We start from the raw sequence: 16,237 nt of genomic DNA on the forward strand, positions 1-16,237 counted from the left end.
TGCGAGAATTCCACACCGTCCGTCCACATTCACCGCTTGATATTCCGATCAGTCGTCCCAGGTGACGGGAAGCGACCTGGGGCCGTAGTGCACGAAGTCGTCGCGCATGGGGACCTCGTCGCTCGGCACGGCCAGTCGCAGCGTGGGGAACCTGTCGAACAGGGCCTCGTAGCCGACGCGCAGGATCGTGCGGGCGAGGTGCTGGCCGAGACACTGGTGGACGCCGTGGCCGAGCGCCAGGTGACCGTGGTCCGTACGGCCGATGTCCAGCTGATCGGCATTGTCATAGCGCTCGGGGTCGCGGTTGACGGCGGGCAGGGCGACGGTGACCACCTCGCCCTTCTTGATGCTCTGGCCGGCGAACTCGACGTCTTCCAGCGCCCACCGGCTGGCCCCGAGGTGGGAGATGGTGAGGAAGCGGAGGAGCTCCTCGACGGCGGGCCCCATGAGCTCCGGGTCCTCGCGGAGCTTGGCCAGTTGATCGGGGTGCTCGAGCAGGGTGAAGATACCCATGGCGAGCATGTTGCCCGTGGTATCGAAGGCCCCGTTGATCAACGTGGCGGCCATGCCCATGAGTTCTTGCTCATTGAGCTGCCCGCCCCGGATCAGGTCTCCGAGGAGGTCATCCCGGGGGTCATCCATCCTGATGGGGATGAAGCGGGCCAGGAATCCACTCATCCCGGAGACGGCGGCAAGCGCCTCGGGAACGGTACAGGAGAGCCGTCCGAGTGTTTCCACGTGCCGCTGGAGGGTCTTCCGCTCCGATTCGGGAACGCCGATCATCTCGCACATCACCCGGGAGGGAGCGGATTCGGTGAAGAGCTCCACCAGATCGGCGCCCGGCCCGGCCTTTTCCAGGTCGTCGAGTTGTTCGTGCACGATACGCTCGATCATGGGGGCGAGCTGACGTGTGCGGCGGACCGTGAAAAAGCCGGTGAGCAGTTTGCGGTACTGACTGTGACTCGGGTCGTCCGTCTTCGCGAAGGCACCGGGGTCGGCCGGAACGCCGTCGTACTGCAGCTCCGTGGGGACGGGAGCGATCAGCCCTTCCTGGCGCGCGCTGAAGCTCTTATGGGTGAGCAGTTCCTTCGCTTCGGCATGCCGTGTGATGAGCCACCCGGGCGTCCCGTCCGGATAACTCATACGCGTTATCCGCTCCCGCTCGCGCAGGGGACTGTAGCCATCCGGAGGGTTGAAGGGGCGGCTCCGCTTAGTGGGCAATGACACAGGGGGGTGCGGGGCGTCGACCAAGACTCCTCCATCGATTCACAATCCATGCATCGAGGTCGTCGGCGGCTACACCGGCTGGCTCGATCTCGATGCTAGCTTCGCCGTCGGCCCGATAGCGCACCAAAGAGCCCCCGCAGACAAGTTCTGCAAATTTCCTTAGACAAAGGCGGGAGCGGTTGACCTCGTGGGCGCGGGTACACTCACCGCGCCGACCGCGACGGCTGAACGCGTGGCGGCTCCACCGCTCCCCTACCCCGGGTAAGCCGTCTCCAACCACATCTGTTGGCACCGGGTCCGACCCGACGCCGGCTCCGTCCGCCGAACTCCGCGGAGACACTGGGAGAACACGGGGGTGACGGGCTCGTCACGCCTGTGCTGCCACCCTTCGTCGGGGAGTGCCAGCGGGACGCCACGTTCCTGTCGGCACCGACATGCGTGGGAGGGGTTCCGTCCGATGCCACCGCCGAAGGCTCTCGCCCTGCGGCCCAGGGTGTCGAAGACGGTACCGGCCACTGCACAGGATCGGCCAGAGGTACGCGACCCCGGCCGCCCCCAGGTGCCCCTGTCCAACGCCGCGGTGACGGCGGCCTTGTCCGGCGGACGCGGACCCGCGGCGCTCCCGCCCGCCGCCACCCGGTCGCGGCCGGCCGGGCAGGACACGGTCGGCAATGGCGCGGTAGCGGCGGCCCGCCGTACCGAGACCGACCCTCGGCAGCAGCCGCCCACGGCCGAAGCGGCGCGGGTGGACACGGCGGAAGCGGCGCCCGCCGCCGCGACTTCCCCCGCCGCCCCCGAGGTCAAGGCGCGCCCCGGCCCGGGAGCGGACCCGAAGTTCGCCACGCTCAAGAAGGACGTACGGCGTAAGAAGGGCTCGGTGGCGTCCTCGCACCCGCCTCCGAAGGCGGAGGCCGGGGCCGCGCAGGACGCCGCCCGGCCGCCCAAGGACGACGAAGAGGCGCAGGGCAAGACCGCCAACGCCGAGAAGATGAACGAGGCCAAGCCGAAGGACTTCGACAAGGACGCGTTCATCAGGGCGGTCGAGAAGGCGATCGCCGAGAAGGCGCCGAAGAACCTCGACGAGGCGGACAAGTTCGCCGACTCGGGCAAGGCCGATGAGGTGCGGCAGGAGGTGCGGGGCAAGGTCGGCGAGGGCAGGGCGGACTCGGCCGAGCAGATCGCCACGACGACCGCCGCTCCCCCGGACACCTCGGCGGCGGTGCCCAAGAAGGTCGTCCCGATGACCCCGGACCGGCCGCCCGGAACCCCGGGCACGCCGAACCCGGCGAACGCCGTACCGGACAAACTCCCGGCATCCGCCACCGACTTGTCCGCCGGTCCCGCACACGTCGACCGGCAGATGGCGGACGCGCAGGTCACCGAGACGCAGTTGAAGAAGTCCAACGAGCCCACGTTCAAGAACGCCCTGGGCGAGAAGAAGACCGCCGAACGGCACTCCGAGGTGGCCCCCGGCCGGATGCGCGGGCACGAGAAGAAGGAACTGCGCGCCGCCACGGCACAGGCCCAGCGGCTCAGCGCCGCCGCCATGGGCGCGATGGGCGCCCAGCGCGTACGGACCGGACAGCAGGTCGGGACGGGCAAGTCCGGCACCAAGAGCCGGGACGAGGAGAAGCGGGCCCAGGTCACGACGCTCCTCCAAGGCGTCTTCGACACGATGAAGAAGGAAGTCGAGGCGATCCTCGACGGCCTCGACAAGCTCGTCGACGAACAGTTCGGCAGAGAGGAGAAGGCGGCCCGGGACGCCTTCACCGCCGAGCACAAGCGGAAGATGGAGGAGTACAAGGACCGGCGGTACTCGGGCTGGACAGGCAAGGCGCGCTGGGTCCGGGACCTGTTCGCCGGGCTGCCCGCCGAGGCCGACAAGATCTTCGAGGAGGCCCGCGACAACTACGTCCGCCGGATGCGGCAGGTGATCTCCGACGTCGCCGACACCATCGGCGGCGAGCTGAACCGGGCCAAGCGCCGCATCGCCCAGGGCCGGACCGAGATGCGGGACGCGGTGCGCAAGCTTCCGGCCGACCTTCGGTCCATCGGACAGCAGGCGGCCGCCGAGTTCACCGACAAGTTCGACGAACTCGCCCAGTCCGTGGACGACAAGGGCACCCAGCTCGTCGACACGCTGGCCACCAAGTACACCGACGCCCTCAAGTCCGTTGACGACGAGATCGCCGCCGAGAGGGAGAAGAACAAGGGCCTCGTGGCCAAGGCCGTGGACGCGGTCAAGTCCGTCATCAACACCATTCTGGAGCTCAAACGGCTTCTGCTGTCGGTCCTCGCCAAGGCCGCGTCGGCGGTCATGCTGATCCTCAAGGACCCGATCGGCTTCCTGCGCAACCTGGTCTCGGCCGTCGGCGCCGGCCTGCGGCAGTTCCTGGCGAACATCGGGCGCCATCTGCAACAGGGCATCATGTCCTGGCTGCTGGGCAAGACGGCCGAGGCCGGTATCGAGCTGCCGTCGAAGTTCGACGCCCAGGGCGTGCTGCGGATGCTCGCCTCCCTGCTGGGGCTGACCTGGCAGAACATCCGCTCCCGGATCGTCCGCAAGGTCCCGAAGATGGAACCGGCGGTCGCGGCGGCCGAGACCGCGGTGCCGCTGGTCGCGGAGGTCCGCAAGCGCGGCGTCGCGGGGATGTGGAACGACCTCAAGACGCGTGTGGGCGATCTGAAGAAGGACCTGCTCGACAAGGTCATCGCGTACGTCACCCCCACGATCATCCAGGCCGGCATCATGTGGGTGATCTCGCTGCTCAACCCGGCGTCCGCCTTCGTGCGGGCGGTGAAGCTGATCATCGACATCGTGCGCTTCATCGTCACCCAGGCGCGCCAGATCTTCGAATTCGTCAACGCCGTGCTGGACTCGGTCATCGCGATCGCGAGAGGCGGCAGCGGCGGCGTCCCGGGCCTCATCGAACGCGCCCTGGCCCGCTCCATCCCGGTCCTCCTGGGCGTCCTGGCCGCGATCCTGGGCGTGGGCGGCATCGCGGCGAAGGTCAAGCAGATCGTCCAGGCCCTGTCCAAGCCGGTGAACCGGGCCGTTGACTGGGTGATCGACAAGATCGTGGGGCTGGTGAAGAAGCTCTGGTCCAAGATCAAGCCGAAGTTCGAGAAGAAGAAGCCCAAGCCGAAGCCGAAACGCCGCCCGGACCGGAAGCGCCCGGGCAGGCCACGCCGCCGGAAGCGTCCGGACCAGCGGCGCCGCCCCGACCGGCGCAGGCCCAAGCGCGGGCGCGACCCGAAGAAGAAGCGGCCTGCCAAGCGGCCCGACAAGCGGACCGAGGCGGACAAGAAGCGCGCCCTCGACGCCGCCGTGCGCGATGCGACGCACTTGCTCAACGAGGAGTCGGCGACGGTCAAGTCCGTACGGCGCGGGCTCCCGGGCATCAAGCGGCGGCACCGCCTCACGCGGATCCGGCTCGAGAAGGTGACCGGGGAAAAGTACCGCGTCAAGGTGGCCATCAACCCGGAGGCGGAGACCCCGATCGAGGACCTGGGCGACAAGTTCCCCTACAAGATCGGCCGGGCCGAGGGGAATTTCAAGATCAGGAAGCATGGGAAGGTGGTCGACCAGCTCAACCCGATCAAGAACCTTCCCATGGCGGGGCGCGACCGGCGGACCGGCTTCGTCGTCAACATCGCGGCTGTCCCGGGCGAGGTGAAGAAGAACCCGGGCATGGCCGCCCGCTATCTCAACGACGCGTGGAAGCACCCCGAGACAAAGCACTTCGGGCCGGTGAGCACCGCCGTCGTGATCGGCGTCAACACCTTCGAGCACCTCGACCAGAAGAACGACAGCAAGGTCCTCAACGAGGCCATCGACGTCGTCAAGCGGCCGCTCAAGCTCATCATGGCCGTGTTCGGCTTCATCTGGACGCCCAGGTGGCTCCACAACGACGGCCATGAGGTCCCCACGGCGGAGGTCCGCAAGAAGTACCGGAAGCTGGAGACGGACGGCGAGAGGCGCATCGCCGAGCAGCACGAGAAGGGCCTGCGCGACAAGGGCGCACTCCCCTACGGTCTGTTCCGCGAGGAGGTGACGAACTCCTCGTACACCCGCGAGGCGACGGCCATCCTGTCGGGAGCCAACGACCAGGTCCACATCCTGGGCCAGGACGCCGACACCGGGGTCGCGGTGTCCGAGACGATGGGGGTTCTCGCCGAGTACCAGCAGATCCTGGACGCGATGGAGAGCCATCCGCAGCTCACCATCGGCGGCTACCACTTCAAGGGCTTCAACTGGAGCCCGGAGGGCGACCAGCGCCCCAAGCAGCTCACCCTGCTGGCCAACGTGCTGGACCGGGCGATCCGCGTCGCCATCGGCAAGAAGTTCCCGCAGATGCTCTACCCGACCGAGCCGAATATGCTGATCAAGGCATGGGACCGCCATCGGCCGGACGGCCTCTTCCAGAACAGCCGCCTCCACGCTCTGCGCCAGATCCAGGGCGGGCTCTACGGAATCCGCAGCGCGGAAGGACGCACCCTGCGGATCAGGTACATGGAGGTCTTCGGCGAGGAGCTGCCCGTCGCCTACGTGCCCGAGGCCTCCACCACCACGAGCCCGGAGCCGCAGGACGAGGACCGCGGTCTGACCGTGCGGCCGTCCGGCGTTCACCGCGCCGCCCGGGGGAAGATGCGGGCCAAGGGCGGCGCGGAGGAAGCCATCCGCGTCGCACACCGGATGTACGCGCTCATCATTCAGTCGCAGTCGTACGCCAGCGCCCACACCCTCTCCCGGGAGTACTTCTACGCGAATCCCGGGATGTCCAACAGGCTGCGGTACACGCTGCGCGACACCGTCTTCGTCCACGTCGAGAACGTGGCGATGATGATGGCCGACAACCCCAGGCTGACCGCCCGGAGCGCCGGCATCCAGGCGGAGCTGCAACGGCTGTCGGAGACCGTCGACCGGCTCGCCCGCGGCTCGGGCGGTGACCAGCGGCGCAAACAGGCCGTCCAGCGGGCTCGCGATCTGGTCTCCGACATCATCAAGGCGATGACCGCCCCCGAGCTGCACACCTACTGGGAGAGTGTCAGCACGGCCCTGGACGAGGCCATGAGGGACGCGCCGGAGAGCGGAGGAGAGCAGCAGTGAACCCGGAGGCCGATATCGGCCGGCTGCGGGACGAGGCGTCACGCGAGGACTACGCCTCGATGGCGCGCCTGGCGCGGGCGCTGTACGCGAGCGGGCTGGGGCCGCGCGAGGTGCTGCGCGAGGCTTACGGCACCGGCTTCCCCGAAGAGGTCTTCGTCCTGGTCGGCGCCGGGCTGTCCGCGCTCGACCTGCTGGCCTACTTCACCCATCAGCCCTGGCAGCTGGCCGTCCCGCCCGAACAGGGCGGTCCCGAGAAGGTTCCCGGCCCGCTGGCGGAGACCGAACAGCTGGTGCTGGCCCTGGACCCCGGGCTGCTGCCGCTGGTGCAGATTCCCGCGGCCACGTCCGCCGGGGACGACCGCATCGTGTGCTACCGGTTCGAGGAGCTGCGGGCAGGCCGGCCCACGGCCTACTGCCTCCGTGCGGCGCCCTACCCCTACAGCGAGCTGCGGAACACCGAGGCGGCGCGCTGCGGGGAGTCCCTGCTCGCCGTTCTGGACGAGGTGCACGCCGACGCCCTCCGCCGGCTCGAGGAGGAGCTCCAGCAGCCGTGGAACCGGGGCGCCGGATCGGTGGACCCCGGGGAAGTGGAAGAAGCCCGCGCGTCCCTCGAGCTGGTCCGGACGTTGCGGAGGCGGGCGGCCGGGCGTCAGGAGGGCTGAGCGGCCTCCGGCTTCAGCAGCACCACTGCACCCGTCGGCGGGGGCATGACGGGGCTCCTCCTGGCCGCCGCGTCCGCCACCGCGGCGTTGCCCACCTGGTTCTGGCCCGCCACGAGGAGATGTCCGACGGGGGTGGGCGGCTTCGCCGGAGCGGCGGCCGGGGCCGGGGTCTGGCGGGTGGCCGTCGCCGTTTCCTGCGGGCGGGCCGGCGGGACCGGGGCCAGGAGGCGGTGGAGGGAGAGCGGGGGTTCGGTGGGCAGCATCGGCTTCACCCCTGGGATGCGTCGTCGAGCAGATGGGCGTGCGGGCCCAGTTCGGTCGGGCGGAGCAGGCGGGCCTCGCGTTGGAACTGGCGTGCCACACCACGTACGACATGGCGCATGGCAATCGTATCGCCGCCCCCGTCCGCCGCCGCCAGTGCCGCCGTGCGGGCCGCCGCGGTGATGGCGGCGCCGGTCATGTCCAGACGGGCCAGGGTGTCCAGGTCCACGTCGGGGGCGAGGGGGGCCTCCTGGGGGAAGGCGAGGCGCCACAGCCGGCGGCGTTCGGCGGCGGCCGGGCGGGGGAAGTGGACGACGAAGTGGAAGCGCCGGGTGAAGGCCGAGTCGATGTTGTCCTTCAGATTGCTGGTCAGGATGACCAGGCCGTCGCTGGCCTCCAGGCGCTGCAGCAGATAGCCGACTTCCAGGTTGGCGTAGCGGTCGGTGCCGTGTTTCACCTCGCCGCGCTTGCCGAACAGGGCGTCGGCCTCGTCGAAGAGCAGCACCGCGTGGCTCTCCTCGGCCTGCCGGAACGCGGTCTCCATGTTCTTCTCCGTCTCCCCCACCCATTTGGAGACGACCTGGGCGAGGTCCACCTTGAGCAGTTCCAGGCCGAGCATGCCGGTGACGATCTCGGCCGACATGGTCTTGCCGGTTCCGGGTTCCCCGGTGAAGAGCGCCTTGACCCCGCCGTGCCCGGAGCGGCGGGCGAAGCCCCAGCTCTCGGCGATCCGGGGCCAGGCGCGGAAGGCCGAGGCGATCTCCAGGATCTGGCGGAACTGGACGTCGGGCAGGACCAGGTCCTCGACGGTGCGGCGGGGCGTGACCGAGTGGACGGCGCTGCCGCCGCGGCCGCGGGTGACGGTGGCGATCGCGGGCTCGACATGGGCGGCGACCGGCTCCGGGTGCCCGTTGCCGGCCAGGCGCGCCCCGGCGTCCGCGACCGAGGCGACGGCGCGCAGTTCGCCGCCGCTCATCCGGTAGCGGACGGCGAGGTCTTCGAGGAGGGTTCCGCTCAGCTCCGGCAGGGCGGCCGACCACATCGCCCGGCGGTCGGTGAATTGGGGTACGGGCACGGTGAGTTCGGCGTAGCCGCGGGCGGCGAGCAGGCCCGCCGGGCGCCAGGGCTTGAGGCCGGTCAGGCACACCGGCACCCGCGAGCGGAGCAGCGCGGCGGACACCGTGTCGGCGGTGGTCCGACGCGGCTCGCCGTGCAGCTCGTCGGTGGGGATCCACAGCACCGCGCCCAGCACGGCGGCCGTCCGCAGATCGGCCTCGGGGTCGTCGGTCAGGGTGCGCAGCGGTGCCCCGGCGGCCCGGACCAGCGCCTGTACGGCGTCGAGCTGGCCGTCGGGCGGGCAGCCCCACAGCCCGGCCAGGTCGATATCGCCGGAGCCCAGCGCCCGGCCCAGCCGGATGAGCCGCTCGGAGGAGAGGTACGGGGACAGCACGCGCGGCTCCGGCGGGGCGACCTCGCCGGGGTCGTGGCCGAGCAGTCCGACGTCGCCGCCCCAGCCCAGCAGGAAGTCCAGCACCCCGGGGCCGGGGAGGAGTTCCTGGGCGAGTTCGACCGCGGCCGCGCCGTGGGCGCGCAGCAGGCCGTAGCGGCGCAGCGGCCCGGCCGGGCCGAGGGAGCGGCGCAGGGCGAGGCGCGCCGCCGCGCTGTCCGCGCCCACCGCCATCAGCAGTTCCACGCTGGGCAGCCGCCGGTTGAGGTTGTCCACGATGTAGGCGTAGATCCGCTCGTAGCCGCGGTCCAGTTCGGGTGCGGCGGCCAGCAGCAGGGCGTCCTGCTCCGCGCGGGTCAGGCCGAACCGGGTGGCGAGCGCGTCCAGCGGCAGGGCCCGGCCCTCGGCGGAGGCGCGCCGCCTCAGCTCCCGTTCGGCCTCCGGCTCCGGCGGCGGGGGCGGGTAGGGCTCGGCCATGGTGTCGGTGAAGGCGTGCACCTCGCCGAGCAGTACGTCGACCTGTTCGTCGGTCACGCAGTACGGGATGAGGTCGGGCCTGGTGAGCCGGGCGGCGAGCCGGGCCTGGCGCTCGACGGCGGCCCTGAGCGCCCCGTGCAGACCCGCCAGCCGGATCCGCAGGTGCTCCACCGCCGAAGCGCCCATGGGTCTCACCCGGCCGAGAAGGTCAGGGTCCGGCCGCCCAGCCAGGCCACATCGGGCACATCGGCGAGCAGGCCGCCGTGTCGGAGGTCCGCGTGGCGCCGTCCCATCGGGACGCGCACCCGGACGGCCGTGGCCTCGAACCGCACAGTGGCCTCCAGGTCGGCGAAGCGATGCAGAGCGAGCACCGGATCCGGTGTCTCGCGGTCGCGCCAGAGCGTCCAGGCGATGGTGGACAGGCCGAGCGCGGCGGCCAGGGTGACGGTGCGCTCCAGACCGCCGTCCCGGGCGAGCGGCACCGCCCGGCGCCCGGTGACCAGGTCCGTGACCAGGTCCGCGCACCGCTGGGCGTGAGCGGGCAGTTCGGCGGCGAGGCGCAGGTCCGGTGCCGCTCCCTCGGCGGCCCACAGCGGGGTGCGCCAGGGCAGCCGCGCCACCGGGTCGCCGCGCAGCGGCCGTACGGAGGTGAGGAACGGCATGCCCGCCGAGGCCAGGTCGCGCAGGGTGCCGGGCGGCAGGGGCCCGTCGCAGAGCAGTACGGGCGGCCGCCCGCAGGACTCCCAGTGCGGCAGCAGTCCGGCGGCCTCCGGGGTCCAGGCGATGGGGAACATGCCATGGGCGTCGACGAGAAGCAGCCCGCCGTCGGCCCCCGTGAGCAGCAGCGGCTCGGCCGGGTCGTGGCCCCGGCACACCGACAGCGCCAGGACGCCGTCGAGGACCGGGAGCGCGGGGCCCACCTGGCGGGCGAAGTCGGTCAGCCGTTCCTCGGCGACGGGTGGCGGGAGGCCCGCGAAGGCGGCCGCGGCCTCGGTGTCCCGTTCGGCGCGGCGCCAGCCCCGCGTGGTCTCGCCCAGCACCTTGTACGCCAGGGCCGCCGCGAACAGCGGTGCCTCTTCGGCGAGTTCGATACCGGCCAGGGCGGGCCCGATCGCGTCGAGGTACCCGATGCGCGCCAGGGGCCCGGCGAGCAGGAAGGGCAGGGCGGACCACACCCGCACCTCGCCGCCGGTCCGCGCACCGGCGGTCGTGCTTGTTCCCGAGGTGGTACCCGCTGGACTGCCGCCGCCCGCCGCGCCGGGCGGTTCGGCGCCCGCGTCGTACGGCCCGGCCAGGGACCGGACCAGGCGTACGGCCTCCTCCCGGTCGGCCGACGCCAGGAAGTCGGCGAGCAGCCGGGGCAGGTCCGCCGTGCCGGCGCCCGCGACGGCGGCGCGCAGACGCTCGGGCAGCGCCTCGGCGTGCCCGGGGCGGGCGGCCTCGCCGAGCCGCGCATGCGCGGGCCGAGGGTCGGCCGCGAGGACGCGCCCGACGAGTTCGGCGAGCAGCCGTGCGGCCGCCGTCTCGTCGTCGCCGAGCAGGACGAGGAAGTACGCCCGCACCGACGCGTCGGGCAACAGCGCGAGCAGCGCGTCCAGTTCGCCGCGCTCGGCGAGTTCGGCGAAGAGCGCGGCGGCGCCCGGGGCGGTCCACGGGTCCGGGGCCGCGGCGAACGACTCCTCGAAGGACCGCGCGAACGACTCGGCGTCGCCGCCGGGTTCGCCGACGGGGTGTTCCACGACCGGTACCGGCGCGAAGTGGACCTCGACCGGCGGACCGCCGGCCATCGGGCGACCGGGGCGGCCCGGCCGGACGGTGACGGTCAGCGGCTCGGTGATCTCCACGTCCGGCCCGTCGGCCGCCAGCCGCTCGGCGAAGTGGTCCGCCAGCAACTCCGGCAGAGCCTCCACCACCTGGTGGATCAGGCCGCGTGGCTCGGGTCCCCAGCTCCACCCACCGCGCCGGACCACGGTGACGGTGCACCGGCGCACCGTGATCTCGCCGGGCTCACCGCCATCGCCGGTCCCACCGGTCCCGTTCGTCCCACCGGTCTCTCCGGTCCCGTCGGTGGGCGGCGCGGTGGGCGCGTTCACGTCACCCCCAGCCTCTCCAGGCGGCCCGCCCAGCCGACCGCGAGCACCAGCACCCCGTGCGCGCTGCCCGCCACGAGGGTCAGCGGCAGTTTCACCTGGGTCTGCTGGGCCGGGATCTCCCCGGTGAGCACATGGGTGTCCTGCTCGTCGGAGACCAGGACGACCACGGGGGTGGCGCGGGCCGACGCGACCTTCACGGTGACGGTGACCCCGTCCGTGGCCAGCGCGATGCCGTCGGTCCAGGAGGCGAGGCGCACCAGCCCCGGTTTGGGTTTGCCCTCGGGCGTCAACTCGACCCCGTGGGCCAACGGCTGGGCGAGGGCGCCCGGTTCGTCGTCGACGGCCGCCACGTCGAGGTCCCTGGCGTTCAGCGGAAGGGTCGCCATGCGGCCCTCGCCCAGGGAGACGCGCAGCGGCAGCGCGCGTCCGACGAGCGACGCCACATCGGCCGGGGCATCGGCGCCGGTCAGGGCGAGCGCGCCCACGACATGGCCGGTGTCGGAGGCGTACACCACGGAAAGAGCCATCGTCAGCCACCGCCGTTCGTCGCCGCGACCGTCGCCAGGACGAGGAAGTCGACCGCCCCGGGCTGTTCGACCGGCTGCTTCCAGTTCACCGAGGGGTTGTACACGCGCACCCGGCAGCGGACCCGGCGGTCGCCGTCCACCGTGGCCTCCACCGGGCTGAACAGCGCCGAATCCGCCAGGGGCGGTATGCGCGGGGTCAGCTGGACATGGATCACGACCCGGCCGTCGGCCACCTGTTCCGGGGTGACGCCGGACGGCAGCGGCAGCAGCATCCCGTCGGTGGCGGTCCCGGAGGCCACCAGCGTGCTGCCGGCCGACATCCGGCCGCCGAAGCTGCCCTCGATCGTGAGGTTGCCGTTGGCCGCCACGGTCATCAGCGGAGCGACCGCGCCACCGCCCTGGTACAGGCCGAAGACCAGGTTCGGCGTCTCGCCGCCGGTCAGGACCAGCGCCGGCTCGCCCTCCTGGGTCTCCGTGCCCGTCCGCAGGGTCAGCGCCCCCGACCGGGCCGAGACGGTGTCCGCGCGCACTCCGGCGAACCGCGCCGCGACACCGCGCGCCTCGGTCTCGACGCCGCTGAAGTGGCCGTCCGCCCAGTGGACATAGCCCAGCAGGACCAGCCAGCGGACGGGTGGATCGGCCGGTGGGCCGCCGATCGCGGGCGGCTGCTGCTCGGCGGCCAGCCGCTCGTCGCCGCGGCGCCCGAAGAGGATCTGGTACGACTCCTCCACCCGGGTCTTCGTGGCGCTCCCGGAGCAGGAGACCGGCCCGGCGGGCTCGGCCGGTTCCCGGTCGGCCGCGGTGAGGAAGACCGGATAGGGCTCGTCCGTCGTCTGGTCCGCGCCGTTGACCTCCTCGAAGTCGCTCTCGCGCAGCACGACCGGCTCCGTGACGACCACTTCGCGGCCCGTGCCGTCGACGGCGATGCCCGCCGAGACGCTCACCTCGACATGGCGGACGCCCGTCAGCGGGTCGGTACGGGGCTGGGTGACGAGGCCGAGCCCTTCGACGATGCCCCACTCGTGCAGGTGCCGCGCATGCCGGGCGGCCCCGCCGCGCGCGTACTCCACCGTGGCCGACAGATCCGCGGCGGCCAGCACCTGCCCCTCGTGGAAGGCGGGGCGCAGCGGGCCCGTCATGGCGTCTCACCGGGCTTCCGGGTACGGGACGACCGGGTGCGCTTGGCCGGGGGCCTGGCGGGCTCGGCCCCCTCCCCGGCGCCCTGCTCGGGCGGCTGGTCCGGAGTCCGGTCCGGTTCCTGAACGGACTCGCCGGACGGTTCCGGTGCCCGGCTCGGCACCCGCTCCTCCAGCTGGCTCACCTGCGTCTGCGCGCTGCCCAGTTGGGCGCGCAGCCCCTCCACGGCGGCGGTGAGATCGGCGACCCGCGTCCTGAGCCGGGCGAGCTCCTGCATGCTGTCGGTGACTTCACTGGGGGTCGTATAGACCTGTTCGTGCAGCGCCTTGGGCGGTGTCTCGCCGGGTGCGGGGGTCAGCAGCAGGGACAGCATCTCCTCCAGGTCCCCGGTGCGCGGCCAGTCGCCGAGCAGTCCGTCCGCGTACGGGCGCGCCACCGGGCCCTCGGACGGCAGGGTCGGCTTCTGGTATCGCGGCACCGGCCGGCAGCACACCCGCTCGGCGAGTTCACGCAGCTGGTAGAGCTTGGGCAGCCATTCGCCGTACGCCGATCCGCCCGGCAGCACCTGCTCCCGGGTGGCCGAGCAGATCCGTACGACATCGCAGCCGTCCAGTTCCAGATGGCCGAGCAGGACGTCGGTGTCGGTGCAGTCGCCGCACGGCGGGTTGAGGATGGCACAGGCCGCGTCGGTGAGGAACCGGCGCACTGCGGTGCCCAGTGCGGCGGCCGCCTCCGCGATCTGCTGCACCTCGGCGATGGTCGCCTTCTCAGTGCTGTCCGGCGGCGGGGACGGCAGCAGCGGCGGTACGTCGACGGCGGCGATGTCCTGGCGCAGTGCGCGGTCGGCCAGGTCGGTGGCCTGGTCCAGCCGGCACAGCAGCCACTCCCGGATCAGGCCGAGGTCCGCGCGGAACTCCACCCGCAGCGCGTGACCGAGCGGGGTGCCCTGGGCCAGCATACGCACTTCCAACGGCGCGTCCGGGTCGCCGCGCTCCGGTACGACGCGGGCGGCGGTCTCGGTGACGACGGCGCGGGCGATCCCGGCGTGCAGCGGGTCCGGCCACGCCGCTTCCAGGTCGGCGCCGCCGAGCCGCCCGCACGCCGTGCCCAGGGCGCTCCGGGCCTCCCGCACGGTGGCGAGGTCCGGGTAGTCCCTCGCGAGCTGGGCCTGCCCGGCCGCGTCGTAGGTGTCGTACCGGGCGACGGCGGCGGCCAGCGCCCGGACGTGTTCGGTCATCTCGCGGGCCGTCGGCGGGGCGGGCGGGCCCTCCCCGCCCGCGTTGTCGCGCAGCCATGCGAAGGCGGTGGCGTACCGCTGGGCGTCGGCGGCGTCGAAGCGGAAGGCCCGGCCGGTGCCGAGCGACGCGACGGTCAGGGCGTCGGTGTAGAACCCGAGCCGCCGGTCGCGGGTGCGGGCCCGGTCGGCGCGGGCGAGGTCGCCGAGGGTCATCAGAAGGCGGGTGCCGGGGTTGTGGCGGTGGTCCTCGAAGTCGTCGCACCTGACGACGAATTGGTACCCCTCCTGGATCCTGGAGGGCACGCATCCCGGTGCGGGGCAGGGCTCCTCGGTGGCGTACGGCGCCACCGGCTCGACGGGGAGCTCGCGGTAGCGCGCATAGAGCCCGTAGCGGCGCCCGCCGTCGTCGCCGTCGTTGTCGCAGTCTTCCCCGCAGTCCACGCCCAGGGCGCTGATGCGGCGCTCCCGCACCAGTGCGGTGACGTCGACCCGCTCGGTGCAGGGCACCACGATGTCGTTCCCGGCACAGTCGAGCGCGTGTCCGGGGTGGACCGCCACGGTTCCGCCGCCGCACGGGTCGCAGGTGACGCCGAGGCCGCAGATGACTCCGGGCCCGTACAGGGACCGGTTGTGCAGTCTGGCCTTCGCCGTCGTGTACTCCACCAGCAGGCTGAGGTCGTCCTCGGTCAGCAGTTGCCCTGCGAAGAAGCGGGGACGTACGAAGGCGGAGGTCCGGGTGGCGTCGCCACCACAGCCGCATCCGCAGTCTGTTCGCATGATCAGCGCTCCTTCACGAAGAACCAGCTCTCGAAGACGTCCCCGCCCGCGCCGGTGCCGGATGTCCAGGGCCCGATGCCCGAGGGCGGGAGGTCGCAGCAGTCGCCGCCGTGCTCGGCCGACAGCGTCGAGCCGGTGCGGATGAGCGGGACGCGCCCGCCGACATGGGTGCCGTCGACCGGGCGGCAGCAGCGGTCGAGGAGGAACGCGGCGCGGACGGTGATCAGTACGCGGTCGCCGTCCTGCAGCGTCTCGCGCGTGGTCTGGCGGTAGCGGAACTCCTGGACGAACTCGTCGCACTCGTCGGACTCGTCGGACTCCAGGTCCGGATCGGCGAAGGTGCCGCCCATGTACCAGGTGGAGGCGTTGCGGCCGCTGCCGCCCTCGATCACCTGGAGCTCCACCACACCGGGCCGCAGGGTGTCGGACCGTACGTCGGCGGAGAACCGCACCACGAGCCCGCCGTCCGCGTCGAGGGTGCCGAGGAGGTCCTTGGCCTCGTCGATGGTGTAGGTGTGGCCGTGGATCCAGTTGATACCGGTGATCACCGTGGGCAGATGGCGGCCGAACGGGCGGCGTACGTTCATGTGGATGTGGTTCCGGCGCACCGGCTCGTACCAGTCCACGCAGTCGATCCTGGCCAGCCACAGCACCGTGTGCTCGCACGGCTCGCAGCAGGTGTCACAGCGCTCGTCCACCGGCGGTTCGCAGCCGGTGACCCGCACCGTGTAGCACTCCTCGGTCCAGCCGAACTCGCAGTCGGAGGTGTCCGCGCAGGCGTCGTTGTAGACGGCGCGAGTGGGTTCGACGGGCCGCTCGGCGTACTCGACGCCGATCCAGACGGTGTCGGTGTCCCGTTCGTGCGGGGGCAGCGCCTTCCACAGGTCGATCTCGCAGCCACCGCGCACCACGACCTCGTTGCCCTCGCAGTCCACGGCGAGACCGGGAGTGATCCTCACCCTGGCCCTGCGCCGGGTGCGCTCCGGCTCGGTGCCGCCCTCCTCACCGCCCTCCTCCGCGCTCCGCTCGGGCCGCGCGGACTCTTCGGCGGGGTCGTCCGGCGGGCAGTCGTCCTCGTCCCGTGGCACCGGTTCCACATGCAGACCGCACACCACTCCGTAGCCGAGCAGACAGCGCATGCGCAGTCTCAACTTCTCGCGGTGGTACTCCTGTTCGCGCTGGAAGTCGCGCGCGCCCAGCATCTGGCCGTGGAAGTACCGCAGTCGGCGCAGTGGTGGCGCGTGGAACTCCTCGGTCCTCGATGGTCCTGTCTCGGTCATCG

The 16,237-nt window shown here is 72.0% G+C and carries 10 protein-coding genes; 2 read left to right on the forward strand and 8 right to left on the reverse strand.

Going from position 1 to position 16,237, the window contains the following annotated elements; all coding sequences use genetic code 11:
- Window positions 1-48: 48 nt before the first annotated feature.
- Window positions 49-1,143 carry a cytochrome P450 gene (locus JK364_RS03900; protein WP_230991290.1) on the reverse strand — a complete coding sequence of 365 codons (1,095 nt, stop codon included), beginning with the start codon at window positions 1,141-1,143 and terminating at the stop codon, window positions 49-51.
- A gap of 541 nt (window positions 1,144-1,684) precedes the next feature.
- On the opposite strand from JK364_RS03900, the gene JK364_RS03905 reads away from it, so the two are divergent.
- A complete protein-coding gene (locus tag JK364_RS03905; protein WP_201847503.1) occupies window positions 1,685-6,337 on the forward strand; it encodes a hypothetical protein in 4,653 nt (1,550 codons plus the stop codon).
- Complete coding sequence (locus JK364_RS03910) at window positions 6,334-6,999, forward strand: hypothetical protein (protein ID WP_307841143.1); 666 nt, start codon at window positions 6,334-6,336, stop codon at window positions 6,997-6,999. The genes JK364_RS03905 and JK364_RS03910 overlap by 4 nt, the downstream gene beginning before the upstream one ends.
- On the opposite strand, the gene JK364_RS03915 is transcribed toward JK364_RS03910, so the two are convergent.
- The 7 genes from JK364_RS03915 to JK364_RS03945 are packed head-to-tail and all read right to left on the reverse strand — an operon-like array spanning window position 6,987 to window position 16,235.
- On the reverse strand, window positions 6,987-7,262 hold the full coding sequence (locus tag JK364_RS03915; RefSeq protein ID WP_201847505.1) for a hypothetical protein: 276 nt from the start codon (window positions 7,260-7,262) through the stop codon (window positions 6,987-6,989). The genes JK364_RS03910 and JK364_RS03915 overlap by 13 nt on opposite strands.
- Window positions 7,263-7,267: 5 nt before the next feature.
- A complete protein-coding gene (locus JK364_RS03920; protein WP_201847507.1) occupies window positions 7,268-9,370 on the reverse strand; it encodes an ATP-binding protein in 2,103 nt (700 codons plus the stop codon).
- Window positions 9,371-9,375: 5 nt separating this feature from the next.
- Window positions 9,376-11,277 (reverse strand): hypothetical protein, encoded by a 1,902-nt coding sequence (locus JK364_RS03925; protein WP_201847509.1) that lies wholly within the window; start codon window positions 11,275-11,277, stop codon window positions 9,376-9,378.
- Window positions 11,274-11,804 (reverse strand): hypothetical protein, encoded by a 531-nt coding sequence (locus JK364_RS03930; protein ID WP_201847510.1) that lies wholly within the window; start codon window positions 11,802-11,804, stop codon window positions 11,274-11,276. Before JK364_RS03930 ends, JK364_RS03925 begins: the two co-directional genes overlap by 4 nt.
- Before the next feature lie 2 nt (window positions 11,805-11,806).
- Window positions 11,807-12,943: a hypothetical protein gene (locus JK364_RS03935; protein ID WP_201847512.1), complete on the reverse strand. Its 1,137-nt coding sequence runs from the start codon at window positions 12,941-12,943 to the stop codon at window positions 11,807-11,809.
- A complete protein-coding gene (locus JK364_RS03940; RefSeq protein ID WP_201847514.1) occupies window positions 12,940-14,955 on the reverse strand; it encodes a hypothetical protein in 2,016 nt (671 codons plus the stop codon). Before JK364_RS03940 ends, JK364_RS03935 begins: the two co-directional genes overlap by 4 nt.
- Before the next feature lie 2 nt (window positions 14,956-14,957).
- Window positions 14,958-16,235 carry a hypothetical protein gene (locus JK364_RS03945; RefSeq protein WP_201847516.1) on the reverse strand — a complete coding sequence of 426 codons (1,278 nt, stop codon included), beginning with the start codon at window positions 16,233-16,235 and terminating at the stop codon, window positions 14,958-14,960.
- Window positions 16,236-16,237: the final 2 nt, after the last annotated feature.

The organism is Streptomyces endocoffeicus (assembly GCF_016741935.1).
In the GTDB taxonomy this organism is placed as follows: domain Bacteria; phylum Actinomycetota; class Actinomycetes; order Streptomycetales; family Streptomycetaceae; genus Streptomyces; species Streptomyces endocoffeicus.

Excerpts from the sequence above, each read along its gene's own strand:
- JK364_RS03900 (WP_230991290.1), bottom strand. The coding sequence starts at position 1,143 with ATGAGTTATCCGGACGGGACGCCCGGGTGGCTCATCACACGGCATGCC.
- JK364_RS03905 (WP_201847503.1), top strand. The coding sequence starts at position 1,685 with ATGCCACCGCCGAAGGCTCTCGCCCTGCGGCCCAGGGTGTCGAAGACG.
- JK364_RS03915 (WP_201847505.1), bottom strand. The coding sequence starts at position 7,262 with ATGCTGCCCACCGAACCCCCGCTCTCCCTCCACCGCCTCCTGGCCCCG.
- JK364_RS03920 (WP_201847507.1), bottom strand. The coding sequence starts at position 9,370 with ATGGGCGCTTCGGCGGTGGAGCACCTGCGGATCCGGCTGGCGGGTCTG.
- JK364_RS03930 (WP_201847510.1), bottom strand. The coding sequence starts at position 11,804 with ATGGCTCTTTCCGTGGTGTACGCCTCCGACACCGGCCATGTCGTGGGC.
- JK364_RS03935 (WP_201847512.1), bottom strand. The coding sequence starts at position 12,943 with ATGACGGGCCCGCTGCGCCCCGCCTTCCACGAGGGGCAGGTGCTGGCC.
- JK364_RS03940 (WP_201847514.1), bottom strand. The coding sequence starts at position 14,955 with ATGCGAACAGACTGCGGATGCGGCTGTGGTGGCGACGCCACCCGGACC.
- JK364_RS03945 (WP_201847516.1), bottom strand. The coding sequence starts at position 16,235 with ATGACCGAGACAGGACCATCGAGGACCGAGGAGTTCCACGCGCCACCA.